This window comes from Streptomyces sp. NPDC005485 (assembly GCF_040606085.1).
GTDB lineage: Bacteria > Actinomycetota > Actinomycetes > Streptomycetales > Streptomycetaceae > Streptomyces.
In genome coordinates this window covers 48,956-72,690 of sequence record NZ_JBEXDZ010000030.1, presented here as the reverse complement: position 1 = coordinate 72,690, position 23,735 = coordinate 48,956, and the positions used below count along the sequence as shown (strand labels likewise).

Annotated in this window: 21 protein-coding genes and 2 pseudogenes; 9 read left to right on the top strand and 14 right to left on the bottom strand. The window is 70.6% G+C overall.

All coding sequences use genetic code 11. The features are described 5' to 3' along the window. Positions 1 to 99: pseudogene (locus ABZS97_RS13315) on the bottom strand (hypothetical protein); the annotation flags it as partial. A gap of 395 nt (positions 100 to 494) precedes the next feature. Continuing rightward, positions 495 to 2,375, bottom strand: a complete 1,881-nt coding sequence (locus tag ABZS97_RS13310) for an ABC transporter ATP-binding protein (protein ID WP_356136971.1) — start codon at positions 2,373 to 2,375, stop codon at positions 495 to 497. Between the two features lie 183 nt (positions 2,376 to 2,558). Between ABZS97_RS13310 and ABZS97_RS13305 the strand changes: the two genes are divergently transcribed. From ABZS97_RS13305 to ABZS97_RS13290, 4 genes are all read left to right on the top strand, one after another. Beyond that, positions 2,559 to 3,542, top strand: a complete 984-nt coding sequence (locus tag ABZS97_RS13305) for a lysylphosphatidylglycerol synthase transmembrane domain-containing protein (RefSeq protein WP_356136961.1) — start codon at positions 2,559 to 2,561, stop codon at positions 3,540 to 3,542. A 64-nt stretch (positions 3,543 to 3,606) separates the two neighbouring features. Then, a complete protein-coding gene (locus ABZS97_RS13300) occupies positions 3,607 to 4,773 on the top strand; it encodes a GTP-binding protein (RefSeq protein WP_356136959.1) in 1,167 nt (388 codons plus the stop codon). A 46-nt stretch (positions 4,774 to 4,819) separates the two neighbouring features. Further along, positions 4,820 to 5,584, top strand: coding sequence for a crotonase/enoyl-CoA hydratase family protein (locus ABZS97_RS13295; protein WP_356136957.1), 765 nt, complete (start codon positions 4,820 to 4,822; stop codon positions 5,582 to 5,584). Between the two features lie 207 nt (positions 5,585 to 5,791). After that, positions 5,792 to 6,895 carry a mechanosensitive ion channel family protein gene (locus tag ABZS97_RS13290; protein ID WP_356136955.1) on the top strand — a complete coding sequence of 368 codons (1,104 nt, stop codon included), beginning with the start codon at positions 5,792 to 5,794 and terminating at the stop codon, positions 6,893 to 6,895. 3 nt (positions 6,896 to 6,898) lie between these two features. Here ABZS97_RS13290 and ABZS97_RS13285 read toward each other — a convergent pair whose 3' ends face one another. Beyond that, positions 6,899 to 7,093 (bottom strand): hypothetical protein, encoded by a 195-nt coding sequence (locus ABZS97_RS13285; protein WP_356136953.1) that lies wholly within the window; start codon positions 7,091 to 7,093, stop codon positions 6,899 to 6,901. A gap of 983 nt (positions 7,094 to 8,076) precedes the next feature. Here ABZS97_RS13285 and ABZS97_RS13280 point away from each other — a divergent pair. After that, positions 8,077 to 10,296: an NADP-dependent isocitrate dehydrogenase gene (locus tag ABZS97_RS13280; protein WP_356136951.1), complete on the top strand. Its 2,220-nt coding sequence runs from the start codon at positions 8,077 to 8,079 to the stop codon at positions 10,294 to 10,296. 141 nt (positions 10,297 to 10,437) lie between these two features. Here ABZS97_RS13280 and ABZS97_RS13275 read toward each other — a convergent pair whose 3' ends face one another. After that, positions 10,438 to 11,070 (bottom strand): GNAT family N-acetyltransferase, encoded by a 633-nt coding sequence (locus ABZS97_RS13275; RefSeq protein WP_356136949.1) that lies wholly within the window; start codon positions 11,068 to 11,070, stop codon positions 10,438 to 10,440. Between the two features lie 220 nt (positions 11,071 to 11,290). After that, positions 11,291 to 11,584: pseudogene (locus tag ABZS97_RS13270) on the bottom strand (amino acid ABC transporter permease); the annotation flags it as partial. A gap of 426 nt (positions 11,585 to 12,010) precedes the next feature. Here ABZS97_RS13270 and ABZS97_RS13265 point away from each other — a divergent pair. The 3 genes from ABZS97_RS13265 to ABZS97_RS13255 all read left to right on the top strand — a co-directional run bounded on the left by ABZS97_RS13265 (position 12,011) and on the right by ABZS97_RS13255 (position 14,939). After that, the gene (locus ABZS97_RS13265; protein WP_356136947.1) at positions 12,011 to 13,030 is read left to right on the top strand and encodes an LLM class flavin-dependent oxidoreductase; all 1,020 of its coding nucleotides are present in this window, start codon (positions 12,011 to 12,013) and stop codon (positions 13,028 to 13,030) included. Positions 13,031 to 13,118: 88 nt separating this feature from the next. Then, positions 13,119 to 13,646, top strand: coding sequence for an NUDIX hydrolase family protein (locus tag ABZS97_RS13260; protein WP_356136969.1), 528 nt, complete (start codon positions 13,119 to 13,121; stop codon positions 13,644 to 13,646). Between the two features lie 93 nt (positions 13,647 to 13,739). After that, positions 13,740 to 14,939: an FAD-dependent monooxygenase gene (locus ABZS97_RS13255; RefSeq protein ID WP_356136945.1), complete on the top strand. Its 1,200-nt coding sequence runs from the start codon at positions 13,740 to 13,742 to the stop codon at positions 14,937 to 14,939. A gap of 230 nt (positions 14,940 to 15,169) precedes the next feature. Here the strand turns inward: ABZS97_RS13255 and ABZS97_RS13250 are convergent, their stop codons facing one another. Continuing rightward, entirely contained in the window at positions 15,170 to 15,436 is a 267-nt protein-coding gene (locus tag ABZS97_RS13250) for an alpha/beta hydrolase fold domain-containing protein (protein ID WP_356136943.1), read from the bottom strand. Between ABZS97_RS13250 and ABZS97_RS13245 the strand changes: the two genes are divergently transcribed. Further along, entirely contained in the window at positions 15,381 to 15,611 is a 231-nt protein-coding gene (locus tag ABZS97_RS13245) for a helix-turn-helix domain-containing protein (RefSeq protein WP_356136941.1), read from the top strand. The two genes, ABZS97_RS13250 and ABZS97_RS13245, sit on opposite strands and share 56 nt — an antisense overlap. Positions 15,612 to 15,653: 42 nt before the next feature. On the opposite strand, the gene ABZS97_RS13240 is transcribed toward ABZS97_RS13245, so the two are convergent. The 8 genes from ABZS97_RS13240 to ABZS97_RS13205 form a co-directional block, all read right to left on the bottom strand. Continuing rightward, positions 15,654 to 16,451: an SGNH/GDSL hydrolase family protein gene (locus ABZS97_RS13240; protein ID WP_356136939.1), complete on the bottom strand. Its 798-nt coding sequence runs from the start codon at positions 16,449 to 16,451 to the stop codon at positions 15,654 to 15,656. Positions 16,452 to 16,584: 133 nt separating this feature from the next. Further along, a complete protein-coding gene (locus ABZS97_RS13235; protein WP_356136937.1) occupies positions 16,585 to 17,640 on the bottom strand; it encodes an enoyl-CoA hydratase/isomerase family protein in 1,056 nt (351 codons plus the stop codon). Positions 17,641 to 17,686: 46 nt separating this feature from the next. After that, the gene (locus tag ABZS97_RS13230) at positions 17,687 to 18,019 is read right to left on the bottom strand and encodes a metalloregulator ArsR/SmtB family transcription factor (protein WP_356136935.1); all 333 of its coding nucleotides are present in this window, start codon (positions 18,017 to 18,019) and stop codon (positions 17,687 to 17,689) included. 85 nt (positions 18,020 to 18,104) lie between these two features. Beyond that, positions 18,105 to 18,995, bottom strand: a complete 891-nt coding sequence (locus tag ABZS97_RS13225; protein WP_356136933.1) for a TIGR03620 family F420-dependent LLM class oxidoreductase — start codon at positions 18,993 to 18,995, stop codon at positions 18,105 to 18,107. 160 nt (positions 18,996 to 19,155) lie between these two features. Beyond that, positions 19,156 to 19,893, bottom strand: a complete 738-nt coding sequence (locus tag ABZS97_RS13220) for a flavodoxin family protein (protein ID WP_356136931.1) — start codon at positions 19,891 to 19,893, stop codon at positions 19,156 to 19,158. Between the two features lie 253 nt (positions 19,894 to 20,146). Continuing rightward, positions 20,147 to 20,821 carry an alpha/beta hydrolase gene (locus tag ABZS97_RS13215; protein WP_356136929.1) on the bottom strand — a complete coding sequence of 225 codons (675 nt, stop codon included), beginning with the start codon at positions 20,819 to 20,821 and terminating at the stop codon, positions 20,147 to 20,149. Between the two features lie 61 nt (positions 20,822 to 20,882). After that, positions 20,883 to 22,832, bottom strand: coding sequence for a beta-L-arabinofuranosidase domain-containing protein (locus tag ABZS97_RS13210; RefSeq protein WP_356136927.1), 1,950 nt, complete (start codon positions 22,830 to 22,832; stop codon positions 20,883 to 20,885). A 60-nt stretch (positions 22,833 to 22,892) separates the two neighbouring features. Then, positions 22,893 to 23,714, bottom strand: coding sequence for a carbohydrate ABC transporter permease (locus tag ABZS97_RS13205; protein ID WP_356136925.1), 822 nt, complete (start codon positions 23,712 to 23,714; stop codon positions 22,893 to 22,895). Between the last annotated feature and the right edge of the window lie 21 nt (positions 23,715 to 23,735).

The following is a 23,735-nucleotide window of genomic DNA, read 5'->3' as shown; positions in this document are numbered from 1 at the left end:
TGCGCGGCTCATCGATTCCACGCCGCCCGCGAGCACGATGTCGGCGTCGCCGGCCTCGACGGCTCGCGAGGCCTGGATGACGGCCTCGACCGAGGTCGCCCTGCCGGGGCGAAGCCGCGCCCGCCTCCGTGCCCGCGGCGCCGCGGCCGAGGCCACGCAGACGGCGGTGCCAGGGCTGCTTCGGGGCCGCGCGGCGACGGCGCGAGCCGGGTCCTGCCTCCGGCTCAGCCATGCCGCACATCCGAACGTGCGTCACCTATGGGACGGGTGAGGCTGAACGCCCCCCTTGATTGGCATGCCCACGTCACGGCCGCGTCTCCCTCCGCACTTACACCTGACCAGCGCGGATTGACGCAGCGGCCGCACAAGCGACCGCGAGCCCCCCTGACCTCTTGATCGGGCGTTCCCCCCACCCGAGCTATTGGTACATCGCGCCCTTCGTAAATTATCAGTGGTCACTGTGAAGATTCCGATCGGGAACCAATCACGAGCGATCAGATCGTTTGCGCCGCCTCCGCAGGGTGCTTCTCGAACTGGGTACGGTACAGCTCCGCGTAGCGTCCGCCGGCGGCGAGCAGCTCCTCGTGCGTGCCCCGTTCCACGATCTGCCCTGCCTCCACGACGAGGATCGCATCCGCCGCCCGCACGGTCGACAGGCGGTGTGCGATCACCACGGCGGTCCGGCCCTCCAACGCCTCGGCGAGCGCCTCCTGGACGGCCGCCTCCGAGGTGTTGTCCAGGTGGGCGGTGGCCTCGTCGAGGATGACGACGCGCTGGCGGGCCAGCAGCAGGCGGGCGATGGTCATGCGCTGGCGTTCGCCGCCGGAGAGCCGGTAGCCGCGTTCGCCGACCACGGTGTCGAGGCCGTCGGGCAGGGAGTGGACGAGGTCCTCCAGGCGGGCGCGGCGCAGTACGTCCCACAGCTCGTCCTCGGTCGCCGCCGGCCGGGCCAGCAGCAGGTTCTCCCGCACCGAGTCGTGGAACAGGTGCCCGTCCTGGGTGACCATGCCGAGGGTCTCGCGCATCGAGTCGGCGCTCAGGTCACGCACGTCGACCCCGCCGATGCGGACGGTGCCCTCGTCGGTGTCGTACAGCCGGGGCAGCAGCTGGGCGATGGTCGACTTGCCCGCGCCGGAGGAGCCGACGAGCGCGACGGTCTGGCCGGGTTCGGCGCGGAAGGAGACGCCGTGCAGGACCTCGGCGCCGCCGCGGGTGTCGAGGGCGGCGACCTCCTCCAGCGAGGCGAGGGAGACCTTGTCGGCGGAGGGGTAGGCGAAGCGGACGTCGTCGAACTCCACGGCCGCCGGACCTTCGGGCACCTTGCGCGCGTCCGGCTTCTCCTCGATCAGCGGCTTGAGGTCGAGCACCTCGAAGACGCGCTCGAAGCTGACGAGGGCACTCATGACCTCCACGCGAGCCCCGGCGAGCGAGGTGAGCGGCGCGTACAGGCGGGTCAGCAGCAGCGCCAGGGAGACGACCGCGCCCGGCTCCAGGGTGCCGCGCAGCGCGAACCAGCCGCCGAGACCGTAGACGAGCGCGAGCGCCAGAGCCGACACCAGCGTCAGCGCCGTGATGAACGCCGACTGCGCCATCGCCGTCCGTACGCCGATGTCCCGTACCCGCCGGGCGCGCGCCGCGAACTCGACCGACTCCTGCTCGGGCCGCCCGAACAGCTTGACCAGCGTGGCGCCGGGCGCGGAGAACCGCTCGGTCATCCGGGTGCCCATCGAGGCGTTGAGGTCCGCCGCCTCGCGCTGGAGCTTCGCCATCCGGCTGCCCATCCGCCGGGCGGGGATCACGAACACCGGCAGCAGGACGAGCGCGAGCAGGGTGATCTGCCAGGACAGGGTGAGCATCACGGCCAGCGTGAGCAGCAGCGTCACCAGATTGCTGACCACTCCCGACAGGGTGTTGCTGAAGGCGCGCTGGGCTCCGATGACGTCATTGTTGAGACGACTGACTAGCGCGCCCGTACGGGTACGTGTGAAAAACGCGACCGGCATGCGCTGCACATGATCGAACACAGCCGTCCGAAGATCCAGGATGAGCCCTTCACCCAGCGTCGACGACAACCATCGGCTGAGGATCCCGAACGCCGCCTCGGCGAGCGCGATCACAGCGATGAGCACGGCAAGGCGGACGACGGTGCCCTCGTCGCCGTGGGACACGATCGTGTCGACGACGTGCCCCGCGAGCACCGGCGTCGCCACGGCGAGAAGCGCGGTCACCACGCTGAGCAGCACGAACTGGATGATGCGGCGGCGGTGTGGGCCGGCGAAGGCGGCGATGCGGCGCAGCGTCGCGGGGTCGAAGGGGCGGCGTTCCTGCTGCGCGTTCATGACGCTGTGCAGCTGGGTCCAGGCGGTGGTCTCCATGCTCATGGGAGAGACGTTAAGACCTCAAGCTTCGTTGAGGTCAACGAAAGCCGGCAGAAACCCGCACACACAGGGGTTCCGGCAGCCGCCGCGCATCCGGCGACCTGCCTTTGCCCGGCGTGTCAGCCGCCGTCCCCGTGCCCGCAACCCCACGTTGGTGCGGTGTGGAAAACCTCTCCCGATGTGACTGCGGTACGCCTCCCCGAAGGACTCCCCGAACTTCCCCAGGGACTCCCCAGACGCCTTCCGGTCCGGCAGGTCCTGTGCCTGCTTCCGCTTCTGCTCGTCCTGGTGGTCGCGGTGCGCCACCGCTCCGTCCTCGCGGAGGGCTTCGGCCAGCTGGCGACGGCCGAGTGGCCCTGGCTGCTGGCCGCCGCTGCCGCGACCTGCCTCACCTGGGTCGCGGCGGCCTTCACCCGGCAGGGCGCGGTCGTCGAGCGGCTGCCCGCACGGCGGCTGCTGGCCACGCAGTTCGCGGCGGGCGCGGCCAACCATCTGCTGCCGACCGGCCTCGGGGCGGGCGCGGTCAACCTGCGCTTCATGACGGTGTGCGGGGTGCCGCTCGCCCGTTCGTCGGCGGCGCTCGCGCTCTATCTGCTCGCGGAGTCGGTGACCCGGCTGGGTCTGCTGCTGGTCCTGCTGGTCGCCTTTCCGGGCGCGCTGCATCTGAGAACGCTGATCCCGGCCGGGGCGGCCGGGCCGCTGCTGCTCGCAGGTGCCGGGGTGCTGTGCATCGCGGCGCTCACGCTGCTCTGCGTCGGACGGTTGCGGACGGCGGTGGCGGCCTTCCTGCGCACCGCACTGCGCGAGGCCCGCTCGGTGCACGCCCGGCCCGCCCGTGCGCTCGCCCTGTGGGGCGGGTCGCTGGCCTTCCCGGTGCTCCAGGCGGCCGGACTGACCGCGGTGGGGCAGGCGCTGGACCTGCCGGTGCCACCACTGCACATGGCGCTCGCGTATCTCGCGGCGACGGTGGCCGTGGCCCTGGTGCCGACGCCGGGCGGCCTCGGCTCGGTGGAGGCCGCGCTCGTCGTGGCGCTGGTCGCGGCGGGCGGCCCGGTGGCCGTGGCCACGGCCGTGGTGCTGGCGTACCGGATCATCACGGTGTGGCTGCCGCTGCTGCCGGGGGCGCTGACGCTGGGCGCGCTGGTCCGTCTGAAGGTGATCTGAGCGCCCGTAGGCTCACAGTCTTCCAGCTTGTGAAAATCATTTCCATTAAGCTAGCGTGCCGGGCGTGCTCACCACCCCCGGCGACAGCCGTCTCCCTGTGACCGTCCTGTCCGGCTTCCTCGGCGCCGGCAAGACCACCCTGCTCCATCACATCCTCGGCAACCGCCAGGGCCTGCGGGTCGCGGTCATCGTGAACGACATGAGCGAGATCAACATCGACGCCTCGCTGATACGGGACGGCGGCGCCCTCTCCCGCACCGAGGAGCGGCTCGTGGAGCTGACCAACGGCTGCATCTGCTGCACGCTGCGCGACGACCTTCTCGACGAGGTCGAACGCCTCGCGCGCGAGGGGCGGTTCGACTATCTGCTCATCGAGTCCAGCGGCATCTCGGAACCCATGCCGGTCGCGGCGACCTTCGCGTTCACGCGCGACGACGGGGCGAGCCTCGCGGACCTCGCCCGCCTCGACACCATGGTCACGGTCGTCGACGCGGTGAACTTCCTGCCGGAACTGGACCGCGGCGACGACCTGCTCGACCGCGGAATCACCCCGGTCGAGGGGGACGAGCGCACCGTCAGCGATCTGCTGGTGGACCAGATCGAGTTCGCGGACGTCCTCCTCCTCAACAAGACGGACCTGGTCACCGACGAGGCGGCCACCCGCCTGGAGGCGACCCTGCGCCGCCTCAACCCGTCCGCGCGCGTGCACCGCACGGTCCGCGGCGCGATCGACCCGGCCCGCCTCCTGGGCACCGGGCTGTTCGACCTCGACCGGGCCGAGCAGGCACCGGGCTGGGTGGCGGAGCTCAACGGCGACCACGTCCCGGAGACCGAGGAGTACGGCATCTCGTCCCTCGTCCTGCGCGATCCGCGCCCCTTCCACCCCGGCCGCCTCTGGCAGTTGCTGACCGGCCCGCTCGGCGACGGCGCCTACGGCCGAGTACTGCGCTCCAAGGGCTTCTTCACTCTCGCCAGCCGCCCGGACACCACCGGACTGTGGTCGCAGGCGGGCTCCGTCGCCCGCTTCGAACCGGTCGCGGCCCACGGCGACGATCCGGTGCGGGGGCAGGAGCTCGTGTTCATCGGCACGGACCTGCGGCGCCAGTCGCTGCGGCTCGCGCTGTCGCAGTGCCTGCTGACCGAGGCCGAACGGTCGTCGGGGACGGCGTACGACGACCCCTTCCCCGAGTGGGCGGCGCATTCCGCCGACAGCTGCGCTACCGCGGAGTAACCTCGGCGTACGCCAGTCGCAGTGGTCGGGAGAGGGAGACAGCGCGATGCCGGTCCGGATCGAACGCCAGGGGTACGTCACCACGGTCGTACTGTCCCGCCCAGAGGCCCGCAACGCGGTGGACGGCCCCACCGCCGTCGAACTCGCCGACGCCTTCCGCGAGTTCGAGGACGACACCGCGGCCCGGGTGGCGGTGCTGTGGGGCGAGGGCGGTACTTTCTGCGCGGGCGCGGACCTCAAGGCGATCGGCACCGAGCGCGGCAACGTGGTCGCCGAGGACGGTGACGGGCCGATGGGCCCCACCCGCATGCGGCTGTCCAAGCCGGTGATCGCGGCGGTCGCCGGGCACGCCGTGGCAGGGGGCCTGGAACTGGCGCTCTGGTGCGATCTGCGGGTCGCCGAGGAGGACGCGGTCTTCGGGGTCTTCTGCCGCCGCTGGGGCGTGCCGCTCATCGACGGCGGCACGGTACGGCTGCCCCGGCTCATCGGCACCAGCCGCGCGATGGACATGATCCTCACCGGCCGCCCGGTCCCCGCCCCGGAGGCGTACGAAATGGGCCTGGCCAACCGGATCGTCCCGCCCGGCAGCGCCCGCACCGAGGCCGAGCGACTGGCCGCCGACATCGCCGGCTTCCCGCAGGCCTGCCTCCGCGGCGACCGCGCCTCCGTCCTGGACCAGGAGGGGGCGGTCGAGACCCTGGCGATGCGTCGCGAACTCCGGTACGGCATGGAGGCGTTGGACGAGAGCCTGGAGGGCGCCGCACGCTTCGCCTCGGGCGCCGGCCGGCACGGCTCGTTCAGCGGGCTGTGACGCGGTCGGCGAGCCCTTCGGCATGCGGCAGGATGAACCTTCGCGCCGGACGACGAACTCGTGTTCCCGGCGAGATCGCGCATACCGGATTCGAGCAGGTGACATGGTGACGACACATCACATACGGCGCCCGATGGGGCAGTCCGAGGCGGACCTCGCTCCGTCGGCCGCGGCGGGCCCCCGCCTCCGCACCGCTGGAGGTGGACGATGAAGCGGGACCTCACGCTGGACGACTTCGTCATCGCCGGGATCGCGGTCGTGGCCGGTCTGCTGGCGGCCCTTCTGCTGCGCGCGCTGCTGCGGTGGCTCGGCAAGCACGCGACCCGGACCCGGTGGAGCGGCGACGACGTCATCGTCGACGCGCTGCGAACCCTGGTGCCCTGGGCGGCGGTTGCCGGCGGGATCGCCGCGGCGGGCGCGGCGCTCCCGCTGACCGCGTCCGTCGGACGCAACGTCAACCGGATCCTGACCGTCCTGCTGATCCTGGTCGCGACGATCACCGCGGCCAGGGTGATCACCGGTCTGGTCCGGGCCGTGACGCAGTCCCGCTCGGGCGTCGCCGGGTCGGCCACCATCTTCGTCAACATCACCCGGGTCGTGGTGCTGGCGATGGGCTTCCTCGTCATGCTGCAGACGCTGGGCATCTCCATAGCCCCGCTGCTCACCGCCCTGGGCGTCGGCGGCCTCGCGGTCGCGCTGGCCCTGCAGGACACCCTCGCGAACCTCTTCGCCGGTATCCACATCCTCGCCTCGAAGACCGTCCAGCCCGGCGACTACATCCGCCTCAGCAGCGGCGAGGAGGGCTACGTCGTCGACATCAACTGGCGGCAGACGACCGTGCGACAGCTCTCCAACAACCTGGTCATCATCCCCAACGGCCAGTTGGCGGGCACCAACATGACCAACTACAACCGCCCGGAACAGCAGTTGACCATCCTCGTCCAGGCCGGCGTCAGCTACGACAGCGACCTGGACCACGTGGAGCGCGTCACCACCGAGGTCATCGCCGAGGTGATGACCGAGATCACCGGCGCCGTCCCCGACCACGAGCCCGCCATCCGTTTCCACACCTTCGGCGACTCCCGCATCGGCTTCACGATCATCCTCGGCGTGGGCGAGTTCAGCGACCAGTACCGGATCAAGCACGAGTTCATCAAGCGCCTGCACAAGCGGTACCGCGAGGAGGGGATCCACATTCCCGCACCCGCGCGTACGGTCGCCCTGCAGCAGGGGTCGGTGGCGATCCCGCACCAGCGGGAACCCCACCGGACGGAGCCCCACAGGGAGCAGAGCACCGCACCGCTGCCGTAACCCTCAGCCCTTGGCGGGCGCCACCTGCGTGAACCACTGCGCCGTCTCCTCCGCGCCGAGCACCCGCTCCAGCACCAGGTCGCCGGGCATGTTCGGGAAGAAGCGGCCGGCCAGCCCCGCCGGTACGGGGGCGGGTCGAGGACCAGCAGCCGGACCCCGTCGACGACCGGGATGTCGGCGGGTGTCCCCTCGTTCCACAGCAAGCTCCCGTCCGGGGCGACGAGGTTGAACGATCCGGTGGTCGGGACCTGGCCCGGTGCGTCGCGACAGACGGCCGCCTCTCGCGCGGAGGGCGCCTGGCCGGGCAGGTGGCCGCCGCCGATCAGGACGTCGGCGAGCAGCGTATGGAGCTGGAAGGTGTCGCCGAGGCCGGTCATCCGCAGCGCGTAACCGGCGCCCGAGGAGCGGTCCAGGGCGACCAGGGGCTCGTCGTCGAGTACGAGGAGGACCTGTTCGAGGCACTTGAAGTCGTGCCCGGAAGCCTCGGTGACCGTGCGCAGGTCCCGCAGCAGGCGGGCGCGCACGATGCTGTCGAGTTCCTTGCGGACCTCGACGTGGCTGAGCATCGCGGCTGCGGCCATCTCCCACTGGGGCAGCGTCCACCAACCGAAGGCGGCACAGTGTCCGCCGCGCTCGACGACACCCGGCCCCGGATCGCCGTCATCGGGCTCCGGGAAGTCCCCGCCCCCGCTCGCCGCCCAGCGCTCGCAGAACTCCTCAGCTGCTTCGAGGGCCTGCGCCAGCCCCGCGAGCACGGCGGGAGCGCACCGCCGGGCATCGGCACCCCGCTCGACGCACGCACCCACGAACACGGCGAGACCGCCGCGCGGCCCGTCGGGCAGCTCCGGCAGCAGCGCGGCCAGCCGGGCCCCGCCCTCCGCGATCTCCTGGTCCCCGGCCTTCCCGTAGGCCCGGTGAATCTCCCTGAGCCCCCGCCTGCACCGCTTGGCGTCCCGGTCCCGTACGGCGCTCTCCAAGCCCTCGACAGCGGCGAGAAACCGCGCCTTCCCCCTGCTTCCGAACATCATGGAGTGCACCCTAACCGTGGCCTCACGGAGCCGGACGATGTCGGTCTCCCCGGCGCATTTCGCCCCCGCTGGGGGCAGGGCCCTGTCGAGTGGGGAGCACTCACGAGATATCTTGATGTCGAGCAATGTTGCAGACGTGGAGCGGAGCACCCGGTGACTGACTCGACCATCATCTATACGCACACTGACGAGGCCCCGGCCCTGGCGACGTATTCGTTCCTGCCGGTGGTCCAGGCGTACGCCTCGCAGGCGGGTGTCACTGTGGAAACCCGTGACATCTCGCTGGCCGGGCGCATCATCGCCCTCTTCCCCGAGTTCCTGGAGGAGGGCCAGCGCATCGCCGACGCCCTCGCCGAGCTCGGCGAACTGGCGAAGACGCCCGAGGCGAACATCATCAAGCTGCCGAACGTCTCGGCGTCGGTCCCGCAGCTGAAGGCCGCGATCACCGAGCTGCAGTCGCAGGGCTACGCGCTTCCGGACTACCCGGACGAGCCGAAGTCGGACGAGGAGCGCGACATCCGCGCCCGCTACGACAAGGTCAAGGGCTCCGCCGTGAACCCGGTGCTGCGCGAGGGCAACTCCGACCGTCGCGCCCCCGCCTCGGTCAAGAACTACGCCAAGACCCACCCGCACCGCATGGGCAAGTGGTCGTCCGACTCGAAGACCAACGTCGCGACCATGGGCGCGGAGGACTTCCGCTCCACCGAGAAGTCCACGGTGATCTCCGAGGCCGGTTCGCTGCGCATCGAGCTGGCGGGCGAGGACGGCTCCACCACTGTCCTGCGTGAGTCGGTACCGGTCCTCGCGGGCGAGGTCGTCGACGCCTCCGTCCTGCACGTCGCGGCGCTGAACACCTTCCTCAAGGAGCAGATCGCCCGCGCCAAGGCCGAGGGCGTGCTCTTCTCCGTGCACCTCAAGGCCACGATGATGAAGGTCTCCGACCCGATCATCTTCGGCCATGTCGTGCGCGCCTTCTTCCCGAGGACGTTCGCCTCGTACGGGGAGAAGCTCGCCGCGGCCGGCCTGTCCCCGAACGACGGTCTCGGCGGCATCCTCAAGGGCCTGGAGGCGCTGCCCGAGGGCGACGCGATCAAGGCGTCCTTCGAGGCCGAGCTCGCCGAGGGCCCGGAGCTGGCGATGGTCGACTCCGACAAGGGCATCACCAACCTGCACGTCCCCTCCGACGTGATCGTCGACGCCTCCATGCCGGCGATGATCCGCACCTCCGGCCACATGTGGGGCCCGGACGGCCAGGAGGCCGACACCCTCGCCGTCCTCCCGGACAGCAGCTACTCCGGCGTGTACCAGGTCGTCCTCGACGACTGCCGCGCCAACGGCGCCTTCGACCCGTCGACCATGGGCTCCGTCCCGAACGTCGGCCTCATGGCGCAGAAGGCCGAGGAGTACGGCAGCCACGACAAGACCTTCGAGATCGCGGCCGCCGGCACGGTCCGCCTCGTGGACCAGGCCGGCAACGTGGTCCTGGAGCAGGCTGTCGCCCCGGGCGACATCTTCCGCGCCTGCCAGGCCAAGGACGCCCCGATCCGCGACTGGGTCAAGCTGGCCGTCACCCGCGCCCGCGCGACCGGCGCCCCGGCCGTGTTCTGGCTGGACGAGACCCGCGCCCACGACGCGCAGCTCATCGAGAAGGTCAACGCGTACCTGCCGGAGCACGACACCGAGGGCCTGGACATCAAGATCCTCTCCCCGGTCGAGGCGACGAAGTTCTCCCTGGAGCGCATCCGCAAGGGTCAGGACACGATCTCGGTCACCGGCAACGTGCTGCGTGACTACCTGACCGACCTGTTCCCGATCCTGGAGCTGGGCACCAGCGCCAAGATGCTGTCGGTCGTCCCGCTGATGGCCGGCGGCGGTCTGTTCGAGACGGGCGCCGGCGGCTCCGCGCCGAAGCACGTCCAGCAGCTCGTCAAGGAGAACTACCTGCGCTGGGACAGCCTCGGCGAGTTCTTCGCCCTGGCGGCCAGCTTCGAGCACCTCGCGCAGACCCGCGGCAACGCGCGCGCCCAGGTCCTCGCCGACACCCTCGACCGCGCGACGGCGACCTTCCTCAACGAGGACAAGTCGCCGACCCGCCGCGTCGGCGGCATCGACAACCGCGGCAGCCACTTCTTCCTGTCCCTGTACTGGGCGCAGGAGCTGGCTCAGCAGACGGACGACGCGGCCCTCGCCAAGGCGTTCGCCCCGCTTGCCGAGACGCTCTCCGCCCAGGAGCAGACGATCGTCGACGAGCTCCTCGCCGTCCAGGGCAAGCCCGCCGAGATCGGCGGCTACTACCAGCCGGACCCCGCCAAGGCGGCGGCGGTCATGCGCCCGTCGGCCACCTGGAACGAGTCGCTGGCGACCCTCGTCTGACGCACGTTCCCCCGGTGACCCCGGGTTGATCGACCGCACCACGTGGCCCCGCCGTTCCTCGGAACGGCGGGGCCATCTGCGTGGCTGTCACATGGCCCTGTTCACCGGGCGTGCGGAAAACGCGCGAGTCCGGGTTCCGCCTCAGGGAGCGACGGGCTTGTGGATGAAGCCGGTCACCGGCGCGAGGACCTTCCAGTCGAGCGTTTCGTAGAGCGCCCGGCCTTGGACGGTCGCGCCCAGGATGCCGGTGGCCACACCGTTCTCGATGGCCGAGTTGGTGAGCGTCCCCATCACGACCGTCCCGAGACCAAGGCGCTGGTGAGCCTCTTCGGTGATGATCTGGTCGAAGACGCAGGCGGCGCCTGTCAGGCCGATCTGACCGCGCGCGGCGAGCTCCCCGTCGGCTGCCAGAACGCGTACGTAGGTGACATCGTCGACAGTCTCGGCAGCGGCTGTGTAACCCTCAGGCGCGCGCACGACGGACGGACGCAGGCCGACGGCCATCAGAAAGCCGGGGTCCGTCGGCTCCCACTCGGACGAGAACCACGGCGCCATGATGTCCGGTTCCAGAAAGGCCTTGATGCACGTGCCCGGCTCGGTGATCCCGCCGACGAGCCTGCGGACGGTCTCGACATCGCTGTCGAGCAGGACGTGACGGACCGTCCGAGTCGGCATCCCGACCTCGATTCTCAGTCCCCACGGCACGTCCACCGGCTTCGCTGCCCGCCGGGAGACGGCCCATCCGTCGACCCACGAGCGCGCGATCTCCCACATCCGGACATCCCTCCAGGTAATGACTGAGTACCCGGTTGGGATATTACACAAGCTCAAGGGAATCCGCCGCCGGCTGCGGGGCGCATGCCGACGGCCGCTTCAGGCGTCCCGGCGGTCATACGGCGGCCTCCTTGCGGACGCGGGCACGCAGGTCGCGCAGTGCGCCGCGCACCTTCTGCAACGGGGTCGGCGGCAGGGTGCGCGTCGCGACCCAGCCGGCCGACCGAAGCACCGGGCTCCCGGAGAGCCTGGCCGGCGCGATCAGGATTCCGCCGACCAGCCCCAACACGGCGCTGTAAGCGGCGACTTCGAGGGTGATGAGCCGTCCGTCGAGGATCGTCGGGCGCAGGAACCAGTACGAGAACCGGTCCCACTGGCAGAACGGGTTGGTCACCAGTCCGTGGCCCACCTGGGCGACCGGTACCAGCACGACCGCCGTGAGGATCCAGCGGCCCGGGTGCCGCAGCGGCAGCACGCGCTGCGCCGACGGGGGCCGGGGCGCGGCGTCGGGTATCTCCTCGTCAGAGGAAGGACAGCGCGAGGGCGGCGTCCGTCAGAAGGCCTTCACAGTGACTTCAGCGAGTCAGAAGGCCTTCAAGGAGCGGCAGTTGCGGTCAGCCGTGACAACGGGCACGGCCCGCGGCGGTACACCCGGTACACAGGGCGCTGCTGACGCGGAGCAGATCGACGCAGCGGTCGGCGCACAGCACATCGCAGCCGCGGGGGCGCCTTGCGTCCGTCCTCGAGGCTGCGTACATCACCGCCACCGTCACCGTTCCGGCCCCTGGGGCCTCGTTCTCGGTGCGTAAGTAAGTCAGCGGCCGTGATCGATGTCAACGCTCGCCCAACTGGTGATACGTGTACGGTCCAGACAGGACAGCGCTCCGAGACCACGGCGCTGGCGTACGGCAGAGCATGCCGCGAACGATGGAGGAGCCCTGTGCCGCCGACCTCACAACCCCTGCGGAAACTCGGCTTTCTGACCATCGGGCTGTTCGACGGGGACGACCCGCGCCGCGGCCACGAGTCGACCCTCGAAATCATCGAGTTGGGCGAGCGGTTGGGCTTCGACAGCGCCTGGCTGCGCCACCGTCATCTGCAGTACGGCATCTCCTCCCCCGTCGCCGTCCTCGCCGCGGCCTCACAGCGCACCAGCCGCATCGAACTCGGCACCGCGGTCACCCCTCTGGGCTGGGAGAACCCGCTCCGGCTGGCGGAGGACCTGGCCACGGTCGACGTACTGTCCGGGGGCCGTCTCAATCCCGGCATCAGCGTCGGCCCGCCGATGCACTACGAGCAGCTCAAGCACGCGATCTACCCGGACACCGCCGACGCCGAGGACTTCGGCTACGAGCGGGTGCAGCGGCTGCTGGACTTCGTGCGCGGCAAGCCGGCCAGTGACTTCAGCGGCGTCGAGGGCTTCGAGGTGTTCTCGGACCGGGTGCAGCCGCACTCCCCCGGCCTGGGCCGCCGTATGTGGTACGGCGGCGGCAGCCTGCGCTCCGCCCGGTGGGCCGGCGAGCACGGGATGAACCTGCTGACCAGCAGCGTCGTGAAGGCGGAGGAGTCGGAGGACTTCGCCGAGATACAGCTGTCGCACGTCCGCGCCTTTCGCGCCGTACACCCCGACGGCGACCGTGCCCGCGTCTCCCAGGGACTCGTCGTCATCCCCACCGACAGCGCCTCGGCGGAGCAGCGCGCGAAGTACGAGGCCTACGCGGCGCAGCGGATGACGCGCACGGCCGCTCCACAGGGTCCGGCGCGCATGATGTTCGCGCCGGATCTGGTCGGCACCTCGGCGCAGATCGCCGAGCAGTTGTACGCGCACGCCGCGTTCCGCGAGATCGACGAGGTCGCGTTCGCGCTCCCCTTCACCTTCGACCACGAGGACTACGTCCAGATCCTCACGGACATCGCGACGAAGCTCGGCCCGGCGCTGGGCTGGCAGCCCGCCGCCTGACCGTGGACCGGACTCCGTCGGGCGACATGCCCCGGAGAGATACGCGCACACCAAGAGGTGTTGAAAGTATGATCAACCAATGTCTGACATGACCGAAACCACGCCCGGCTGGCTGAGTTCCGATGAACTCGAACTGGCGCGCGAGCGCATGCCGATCCTGTACGTCGAGGCCGTGCCGGTGCGCGTCGACGACAGCGGCGAAGTCACCCACATCGGGCTGCTGCTGCGTATCGGGCCGGACGGAACGGTCAGCCGCGCGCTCGTCTCCGGACGGGTCCTGCACCACGAGCGCGTCCGGGACGCCCTGCTGCGCAACCTGGAGAAGGACCTCGGCCCGGTGGCGCTGCCCAGGGTCCCGGCTGCCCTTCAGCCCTTCACCGTTGCCGAGTACTTCCCGACACAGGGCGTCACACCGTTCCACGACCCCCGCCAGCACGCCGTGTCCCTCGCCTACATCGTCCCCGTGTCCGGCGACTGCCGACCCCGGCAGGACGCCCTCGACCTGGTCTGGTTCACCCCCCAGGAGGCGTCGTCGGAGCTGGTGTTCAACGACATGCCGGGCGGCCAGGGTGTCCTCCTCAAGCAGGCCCTCGCCCACGTGGGCTGCCTGTCCTGACCGGGTCCGACCGGAACCACAGCCGCCTCGCAGGCGTTCGATCAAGTGCAGGTGCGGCGGAGGGGGCCGTGCGCGGACGAGCGGAGTGGCGGAGTGGACGTACGGCGCACAGTGATCGTCGGCGGCGGGACGGCCGGGACCGCAGCGGCTCTGGCCCTGCACAAGGCGGGGTTCGACGTCGCCGTGTACGAGGCGCATCCCGACTCGGCCGAGGACATCGGCGCGTTCCTCACGCTCGCGAGCAACGGCATGCGTGCTCTCGCGCAGATCGACGCCTCCACCGCTGTCACGGCGACCGGTTTTCCGCTCGCCGCGATGCGGGTCCTCGACGCCTCGGGCGCCGAGTTGGCGCAGGTGCCGCTCGGCGAGGCGGGCGACCCTCTTCTCCAGTACCGGTGCCTGCGCCGCGGTGAGCTGAACACCGCGCTGCAGAGGGAGGCGGAGCGCCGCGGCATCCGTATCCGGCACGGCGCCCGGCTCGCCTCCGTCGAGGACGGTCCGGACACCGTCACCGCGCACTTCACCGACGGCAGCAGCGCGACCGGTGACCTGCTCATCGGCGCCGACGGACTGAACTCCACCGTCCGCCGGAGCATCGCCCCCACCGCCCGGCCCGGCTACGCGGGGCAGTACGTCTTCTACGGCTACACCACCCGCGCTCCCCTGACCGCGCGGACCGATTCGGCGTGCATCACCATGGTGCGGGGCAGCGGGGCCGCCTTCGGCTGCACGGTGTCCCCCGAGGGCGAGACGTACTGGTTCGCGCGCATCTCCGGCAAGGCCCTGGCCGCCGACGAGACAGCGCAGGGCACGCCCGCCCACTGGCAGGATCTGCTCCTGCCGCTACTGCGCAAGGACGCCACCCCCGCCGCGGACATCGTTGCCGCCACGGACGACCGGATCCTGGTCACCAACGCCACCGAGATGCCGCTCGGCACCCCCTGGCGCTCCGGTCGGACCCTGCTCATCGGCGACGCGGCGCACGCCGCCTCCCCCGCCACCGGACAGGGCGCCTCCATGGCACTGGAGGACGCCGTCGTACTGGCGAAATGCCTGCGGGACGCACCCGACACGGAGAGCGCACTGTCGCTCTACGAGACCCTCCGCCGCCCGCGCGTGGAGCACAACATCACCGCCAGTGGAACGATCTCCCGCAGCGGCGGCAACCCACCACCCCGCCCTTCCGCCGGCCAGGCAGCACCCGCGCCCCGGCCCGGGGAGGACGAGCTGATCCGACTCCTGGACTGGGACTCCGACATCTGGGCCACCTCCCGGCAGCGGGACCTCGGCTAGGGGGTGTGTCGAAAGTCCTGTGCGGTGCCCGCGGTGTTCGGTGCGTGCCCTCGGCGTGCCGGACGATGGCCCTCGTACTGGACGTACTTGGGGCTTTCGGCCGGTGCGGCGAGGGTGCGTGCCGGGCGCCGTGGGTGCTGTGCGGGACCTTCAAAACACCCCCTAGCTCCGACCACCCGTCGTGGTGACGGTCGACTCCGCGGCTGACCATATGGCCGCCCGCGGTGAGCTCACTCGGCCAGAGCGCGGCGCAGGACGGCGCCGAGTTCGGCGAGTTGGCGCTGCGAGACTTCGGCGGACTGGATCGCCAGCGATCCGTGGAAGGTGCCGGGCCACTGGTGCAGTTCGACCGAAACGCCCGCCTGGAGGAGGCGCAGCGCGTAGTCGATGCCTTCGTCACGGTTCGGGTCGAACTCCGCGGTGGCGATGTAGGACGCCGACGTGGCCGCCATCGCCCGAATCGCCGGCAACCCCGAAGACCTGGAGAGGCTGGACACCCACTGCGCCACCGGCTCCCTGCGCCGGGCCGCCCACCTGCTCCACCTGCACCACAGCAGCGTCGCCCGCCGAATCGAACAGATCACGAGGGTCCTGGGCATCGAACTCACCGACCCCACAGGTCTGTTACGCGCCAGGCTCGCCCTCACCGCGTGGCAGCTCCTCGACGACTGACGAACGGCGAACGGCGAAGGGCGAACGTCAGACGCCGTAACTTCAGGAGGACTTCCCGGCCGGCTCGGTCACCGGAAGCAGAGTGGGCCGCTTGGCCAGGCGGCCGTCGCCGGAGGACCGGCCGCGCAGCCGCCGAGCGAGCCAGGGGCCAAGGAAGGCGCCGGCCCAGCGCAGTTCGGCTCGGGTGGACCGCCAGAGCGAAGGGGTGTCAAGGGCGGCGGGCAAGGGCTTTGTCCAACTGTCGTCGCTGCCGGGCAGTTCGAGGGCGTGGGCCACAGCGGCCGCGATGCGCTCGTGGCCCAGTGGGCTCGCGTGCAGCCGGTCCGGGCTCCACAGCCGGGGGTCGGTCACGACCGGGTAGTGGGAGGTCTCGGCCACCACGACGCCGTGCCGCCGACCCGCCTCCCGGATACGGGCGTTGAGCGTCAGGACGCGGGCACTGATCGGCTTGGCCAGCGGGGTGATCCGGGCGACGTCGGGGAAGGTGAGCGTGGCGACGCGGGTGCCCTCGGCGGTGAGCGCGGCGAACATCGCCTCCAGGTGACCGGCCACCTCGTCAGCGTCGAAGCGCGGCCGCAGCAGGTCGTTGACACCGGCGACGACCGTGACAAGGTCGGGCCGCAACTCCAGGGCGGGGCCGAGCTGTTCGGCGTACACCTGCCCGGCCGTGCGTCCCCGTACGGCGAGATTGGCGTACCGGACGCGTGGGCTGTCCGTCGCGATCCGCTCGGCGAGCCGGTCCGCCCACCCGCGCAGGCCCCGGACGTCGTCGCCGTCCCCGAGCCCTTCCGTCTGGCTGTCGCCCAGGGCGACGTACCGCAGGTACCCGTCGACGGACATCGGGACCACCGCCTTTCGTCCTCACCTACGCGACGTCCGACCAGCCCATAGGCCGATCGACAAGCTGATGCACAACTAATGACCTAGTCGCATTGTTGAATATAGCAGGCGGGTCCCGGATGGCAGTCGCCGTTCACACGGCAGAGCTGCTCGCTCCCTCGGCCCAGGGTGCGCGTTGCCACTTCGGGGTGCGGTCCTTGTCGACCAGGGCCGCGCGGACTCCCTCCAGGAAGTCCGGCGTGCGGATGGTGGTGCGAGTGAGCCGGAGGTCGGCGTCGAGGCACTGGCGCAGTGTGCGCCGCCTGCCCGCCGTCAGCAGGTCATGGGTGATCTCCAGGCTCTGCGGGGAGACGGCGTCGAGGACGTCCCGCGTCGCGGCCGCCCATGCGCTGTCCAGACAGTGCAGGCGTTCCCTGATCTCGGTGAGGGTGGCGGCGCCGAAGACGTGGTCGAGCTCGCCGCGCACCTTCGCCAGGCCGCCGCTCCCGACCGGAGGCGGACCGCTGAGACCGCTGAGGAGGGTGCCGATCGGGACGCCTTGGCTGTCGGCCAGGGCATCCATGACCGTGCCGAGCCGGTCCGCGGGGATGAAGTGGGTGGCCAGCCCGGCGTACAGGGCGTCGGCCGCGTCGAGCCGGTGCCCGGTCAGCCCCAGGTACATGCCGATGGCGCCGGGAAGCCGCGGCAGGAAGTAGCTCGCGCCGATGTCAGGGAAGAAACCGATGGCGGTCTCGGGCATCGCCAGCACCGCGTTCTCGGTGACGACGCGGAAGCCGCCGTGCACGGACAGGCCGAGGCCACCGCCCATGCAGAGACCGTCGATCAAGGACACGATCGGGACCGGGTACTCGGCGATCCGGGCGTTGAGCCGGTACTCGGTGGCGAAGAACCTCTCGCTGGCCTCGGCGTCGCCCGCGAGGCTGTTCTCCCGAATCGCGCGGATGTCCCCACCTGCGCAGAACGCCTTCGGGTTCGTGGCGGCCAGCACCACGGCCTTGAGCGGCGTACGTTCCCAGGCGCTCAGGACGTCGTCGATGGCGGCGACCATGGACGTGGTCAGGGCGTTGAGGGCCTTGGGTCGGTTGAGCAGGATCCTGCCGACACCCTGGTGGATGTCGGCGAGGATCTCGTCCGGCGCCGGCGGATCGGTTTCGGTCATGGGGCTGCTGGTCATGGAGATGTCGTTCACGCACGTTTCGGTCGTGGGGATGCCGGACAGGGAAAGTCGGGCCGCTCTACAGCGTCCGCCCGAGCGTGGCGACCAACTGGGCGATGCGCTGCTCGTCACGCTTGTAGTGCGTCCACTTGCCCACGCGCGTCGACCGCACCAGCCCTGCTCGCTGCAGCTCGGCCATGTACGCCGACACCGTCGACTGGGCGAGCCCCGTCTTGGCCTGGAGATGGCTTACGCACACCCCTACCTCCACCGGGTCGGCGATCGCTTCCTCGGCCGGGAAGTGGCGTTCGGGTTCGCGGAGCCACAGCAGCATCTGCAACCGCATGGGGTTCGCCAACGCGCGCAACGCGTCGACCAGCTCAGGATCCGGTGAGGTCGCAGTGTCCGCCATGCGCCCAGGGTAGAGCCACCTACCGATGATTCGGAAAATCTCGATACGGGCGGTTTCGCGCACCGGCTCTCCACAGCACCGCAGCTCAGGCGCTGCCGGCTCCGGGCAGAAGCGCCTCACCGAGCATGCGCCAGTACGGCATCGCGGACTCGCCCGGCCCGATCCCGATCACCTGCACCGCGACGTGATCGGCCCCCGCCTCGACGTGGGCGCGGAGCTTCTCGACGATGGTGTCCAGATCGCCCCAGAACACGAGGTCGTCGACGATGCGGTCGCCGGCCCCGGCGATCTCCTCCTCCGAGTAGCCGAGGCGACGGAACTTCGCGATGTTGTAAGGGGAGTTCAGGTAGATGTGCAGGTGTTCCCGCGCGATGGCCCGGGCCCTGCCGGGGTCGGACTCGAACAGCACCGCGTGCTCGACACCGAGGAACGCGTCCGGCCCGAGGATCTCCCGCGCCTGCGCCGTATGTGCCACGTTGACGTGGTAGGTCTGCGCGCCGGCGGTGCGTCGGCCGGCCAGCTCAAGCATTTTGGGCCCGTACGCGGCCATGATGCGGCGCATCGGAGCCTTCGGCAGGGGGTTGGGCGTCCGGAGCGCGTCCATCTCGTCGAGATAGGCGCTCATGGCGGCCAGGGGCTTGATCCCCGGCCCCTGCCCGCCGCTGAATCCCAGACCGAGCACATGCCGGTCGGGGTAGGCGTCGGCCAGCAGGAGGCCGGCGCCGTAGGCCCACTGGGCTCCGCGTGACCAGATCTGGGCGATGCCGTTGATCACCCGCATCCGATCGGTACAGGACAGCAGGTATCCGGCGTGCGTGAACGCCTCGCGGCCGAGGAGCTCGGGAATCCACAGGGCCCGCCAGCCCTGCTCCTCGAGTTCCTGAGCCGACTCGCGTATCCGCGCCGCCGGTTGGACCTCGAAGTCGAAGGTGTAGACCCCGAACGTTCCGAGTTCCAGACCGTCAATGCTGCCCATCGAACCACTCCTCGTGTCGGCGATCGAGTACAACATATCGAAGTATCGCAGAATTACGATGCGATGTGTTGCGATCGCCGATCCACCGAACACCCGACGGACTGCCCGACTGCCGACCGCCCGACCGCCCGACTGCCCGACCGCCCGACTGCCCGACCGCTCAGCGGTAGTCGGGATTCGGTGCGTCGAAGCGGCAGCCGGCATCCCACTCGGAGCGCTGGTTGCCGTGGGCCGGGATGCCCTTGGCGTGCTTGAGCATGGCGGCCAGGTGCATGAGGTTCCAGGTCATGAACGTGGTGTTGCGATTGGTGAAGTCGTTCTCCGGGCCGCCCGATCCCGGGTCGAGGTACGACGGTCCCGGTCCCGCCGGGCCGATCCAGCCGGCGTCGGCCTGCGGGGGGATCGTGTAGCCGAGGTGCTGGAGGCTGTAGAGGATGTTCATGGCACAGTGCTTCACGCCGTCCTCGTTGCCGGTGATCAGACAGCCGCCCACTCGTCCGTAATAGGCGTACTGGCCCGCGGAGTTGAGCGTTCCCGAGCCGGCGTAGAGCCGCTCGATGACGAGCTTGGTCACCGAGCTGTTGTCGCCCAGCCAGATGGGCCCGGCGAGCACCAGGATGTCGGCCGCCATCACCTGCTCGTACAGTGCGGGCCAGGCGTCGGTGGCGAATCCGTGCTCGGTCATGTCCGGGTAGACGCCCGGCGCGATGTCGTGGTCCACGGCGCGTACGACGTCCGTCGTGACCCCTTGGCCGTCCATGATGGCCCGGCTCTTGTCGAGGAGCCCCTGTGTGTGGCTGAGCTGCGGAGACGGCTTGAGCGTGCAGTTGATGAAGAGGGCGCGCAGGTCGTCGAAGCGGTAGGTGGCGTCGGCGGACGGGACGGGCGAGGCTGCCATGTCGGAATCCCTTGCTGAGACGGCGTACCGAGGCTCGGGCGGCGGTGTTCACGCGCCGCTCCGACGGCAGCGTCTCGCACGGATCGCGGACCGTCCCCTTCCGACGCACCGGTATGCGGCTCTTCGGTCCTGATGGCAGCCCCGAAGCAGGCCCGATGTGAGGGCCGATGTGAGGGCCGATGTGAGGGCCGATGTGAGGGCCGATGTGAGGGCCGATGTGAGGGCCGATGTGAGGGCCGACGGCAGTCCCTTGTCAGTCCAGATACTTGAGCAGCCGGTCGACGAGCTCGACGGGGTACGACAGCGCTGCCAGGTGGCCGCCGGGGACCTCGTCGGCATCGACGCCGAGGCGGTCATGGGCGACCCGGCGCTGGAACTCCACGGGGAAGAACCGGTCCCCGGTGGCGGCGATCACGCGTGTCGGGACGTCCGGCCAGCGTTCTACGGCACAGGGCTGACCGAACGCGACGTCCGCCTCGGGCCCCTCGTGCGCCGCGCCGGCGGCGGCGACGTCATCCGGCACGTCGTGCAGGAAGTAGGTGTCCAGGTCGAACTCCGTCGGATACCCCCCTGCTTCGGCCGCCGCGAGACGCGCCGCCTCCGACCCGGTGTTCACCCACCACTCCCCGGGGGTCTCGCCCGGCAGCGGGACCATCGCGTTGACCAGCACCAGCAGACCGGCCGACGTGCGGGCGCAGGCCATCGGGGCGGTGAAGCCACCCATGGACTGGGCCACCACCACGACGTCCTCGTGATCGCCGATCGCGGCGACCACCGCGTCGGCGTACTCGGGCAGCCCCGCGGACTCGTCGGCGCCGGGCAGCTCGACGGCGACCCCCTCGTGCCCCCTGACCTGCAACTCGGGCACCACACGGTGCCAGAACCAGGCCGCGCCACCGGCTCCGGGAATCAAGACGAACCTGCTCATTCTCGTCCCTCCGTTTCGGTCTCTGAACACTAGGACCGTCGGGAGCGGCGAAAGTCATCGGTCACGGTGTGTACGTGGTCGGCAGCCATACGCGCATCGTCGAGGGTCCGCGATTGGCCCAGGAGTGGTAGGGAACGAGGACGATGCCCGTCCGGTCGGTGGCGGGCGCGGCGGCTCGGCCGGGCGGCCGGTAGGGCCAGGCCGCGTCGTCCGGGTCGCGCGGGACGGTCAGCTCACCGGGCGCCACGACTGTGTCGTCCGGTCCGTCCTGCGGTTCGGTGGACGGATCCACCCGTACGGCGTCGACCTCGTGTCCGCCCGGCAGGTCGACGGACTCGGCGCAGTACACCAGCGGACCGCGCTGGACGGCCACCGATCCGCGCACGGAGTCGATGCGGGGGTCGGGCTCGATCCAGCGGGGTGCCATGGGCAGTTCGAGCCGGATCTCGTCGCCGGGCCGGAAGACCCGGGTGACCGCGGCCGTGCCCGGCGCGACGGCCCGGCGTACCCCGTCCGCATCGACCAGCCATGCGGTGGCACCGTCCGTCCAGGCGGGGACGCGCAGCGAAAGGGTCCACGGGCGGTCCGGGGACCGGGCGATCCGTACGGTCACCGACCCGCCGGAGGGGTAGTCGGTGCGGACGCGCAGGGCGACGCCGTCGCCGTTCGCGAGGGTGGTGGAGATCTCCGCGTCGGCGTACTGGTGCAGTTGGACGCCGTTGTCGTCCGCCGTCGCCAGATACGCGGGCAGCAGGGCCAGGGTCCGCGCCACGTTGGTCGGGCAGCAGGACACCGCGAACCAGGGTGCGCGCAGGCTCGACTCGGCGCGCGGGCTGTCACTGTCCGCCGGGGGGACGGCGCCCCGACGGCGGCGGTGCAGGGTGTTGGCGTAGAAGAAGCTTCGACCGTCCTCGGACGGGGAGGTCGCGACGACGTTGAACAGGGTCCGCTCGGCGAGGTCGGCGAAGCGCGGCTCGCCGGTGGCCAGGAGCAGCCGCCAGCTGAGCATCACGGAGGCGACGCCGGCGCACGTCTCCGAGTAGGCGCGGTCGGGCGGCAGGACGAAGTCGTCGCCGAAGGACTCGTCGCGGTGGTGCGAGCCCATGCCGCCGGTCAGGTACGTCCGCCGGGCGACCGCGGCGTCCCACTGCCGTACGACCGCGGCGAGGAGGGCGTCGTCCCCGGTCTCCACGGCCACGTCGACGGCACCCGCCGCGAGGTAGAGGGCGCGGACGGCGTGTCCGCGCAGGACGGTGGCGTCCCGCACGGGTACGTCGTCCTGGTAGTAGGCGCGGCCGAACTCGATGTCGGCGAGCGTGCCGTGTCCGCGGCGCTCGACGAAGAGGGCGGCCTGGTCGAGATAGCGCTGTTCGCCTGTCAGCCTGGCCAGTTCGACCAGGGCCGTCTCGATCTCCGGGTGTCCGCAGACGCCCTCGATGCCGCCCGGTCCGAACGTGGCGCACACGTGGTCGGCGGCCCGCCGGGCGACTTTCGTGAGCTCGCCCTCGCCCCGGGCCCTGGCCTGGGCCACACCCGCCTGGATCAAGTGGCCGTAGCAGTACAGTTCGTGACCCCATTCGAGGTCGCTGTAACGGGGCTGCTGGCCGGGCCTGCCGAAGGCGGTGTTGAGGTAGCCGTCCGTCTCCTGGGCCGGGGCGATGGTGTCCGTGATGGCGGCGATCTGTGCGTCGAGGGCGGGGTCGGCACTGTCGCCGGCCGCCCAGCTCATGGCTTCGAGCAGCTTGTAGACGTCGGAGTCGGCGAACTCCCGGCCGCGCCGGTCCTGTTCGATGCGCCCCTCGACGGCGGCCCCGAAGTTGCCGATCCAGCCGACGCGTTCCATCCAGTCGCGGCAGTGCCCGAGTATCGCGGTCGTGTTGGTCTCCCGGCGCCGGGCCCAGAAGCCTCCGGTGATCCTGACCTCGTCGAGGCCCAGTGGCCGCAGTCGACCTCGGGCCGGCGCCACCGGCAGGGCGGGTGACCCCTTCGCGTTCTCCTTGTTCTCCTTCACCACTTCATGCCTTCGGTTCGTCCTTCCGGTTGTCCGTCTGGGTCATCCGGCACTGGCGGCTCAGCCCTTGAGCGCGCCCGACATGAACCCCCGTACGTAGTGCCGTTGCAGCAGCAGGAAGACGAGGAGACAGGGCACGGCGAGGACCACCACGCCCGCCTCGGTGGCCCCGTAGTCGACGGCGCCCATGCTCTGCTGCCGCAGGTTCGCGACGGCCAGCGGCAGCGGCGCCTTCTCGCTGTCGGAGATCAGGATCAGCGGTGCGATGAAGTCGTTCCAGGCCGCGAGGAAGGCGAAGAGCCCCACGGTGATCAGGCCGGGTCGCACCGACGGAAGGAGGATCCGGCGCAGCGCGCCCGCCGTGCCGCAGCCGTCGACGAGTGCCGACTCCTCCAGTTCACGCGGCACCGCCTCGAAGGAGATCCGCATCATGAAGGTGGCGAACGGCAGTTGGAACATGGCCAGTACGAGGCTCAGCCCGACCAGCGAGTTCTGCAGGTGCAGCCTGCCGAGCAGCACGTAGAGCGGAATGAGCAGCGTGGCGTACGGAACCATCAGGATGGCCAGCGTCAGCAGGAACAGCAGGTTCTTGCCCGGGAAGTCGAAGCGGGCGAAGGCGTAGCCGCCGAGCAGCGACACCGCGAGGGTCACGGCGACGGTGAGTGCCGAGACGAGGGTGCTGTTGAGGAGGTAGCGCCACAGACCCGCGTCGTAGTCGAGCAGCGTCCGGTAGTTGCCGAAGCCGTAGCCGGACTCCTGTGCGGTGCCGGGCTGTGCGCTGACCGATGCCCAGGCGTTCCACACCAGAGGGAAGAGGAAGATGACGGCCAGACCTCCGGCGACGACGTAGTGCGGTGTCCTGCCGAGGGCGCGGGTGAGCACCGGGTTCTCCCTTCTCCGGGT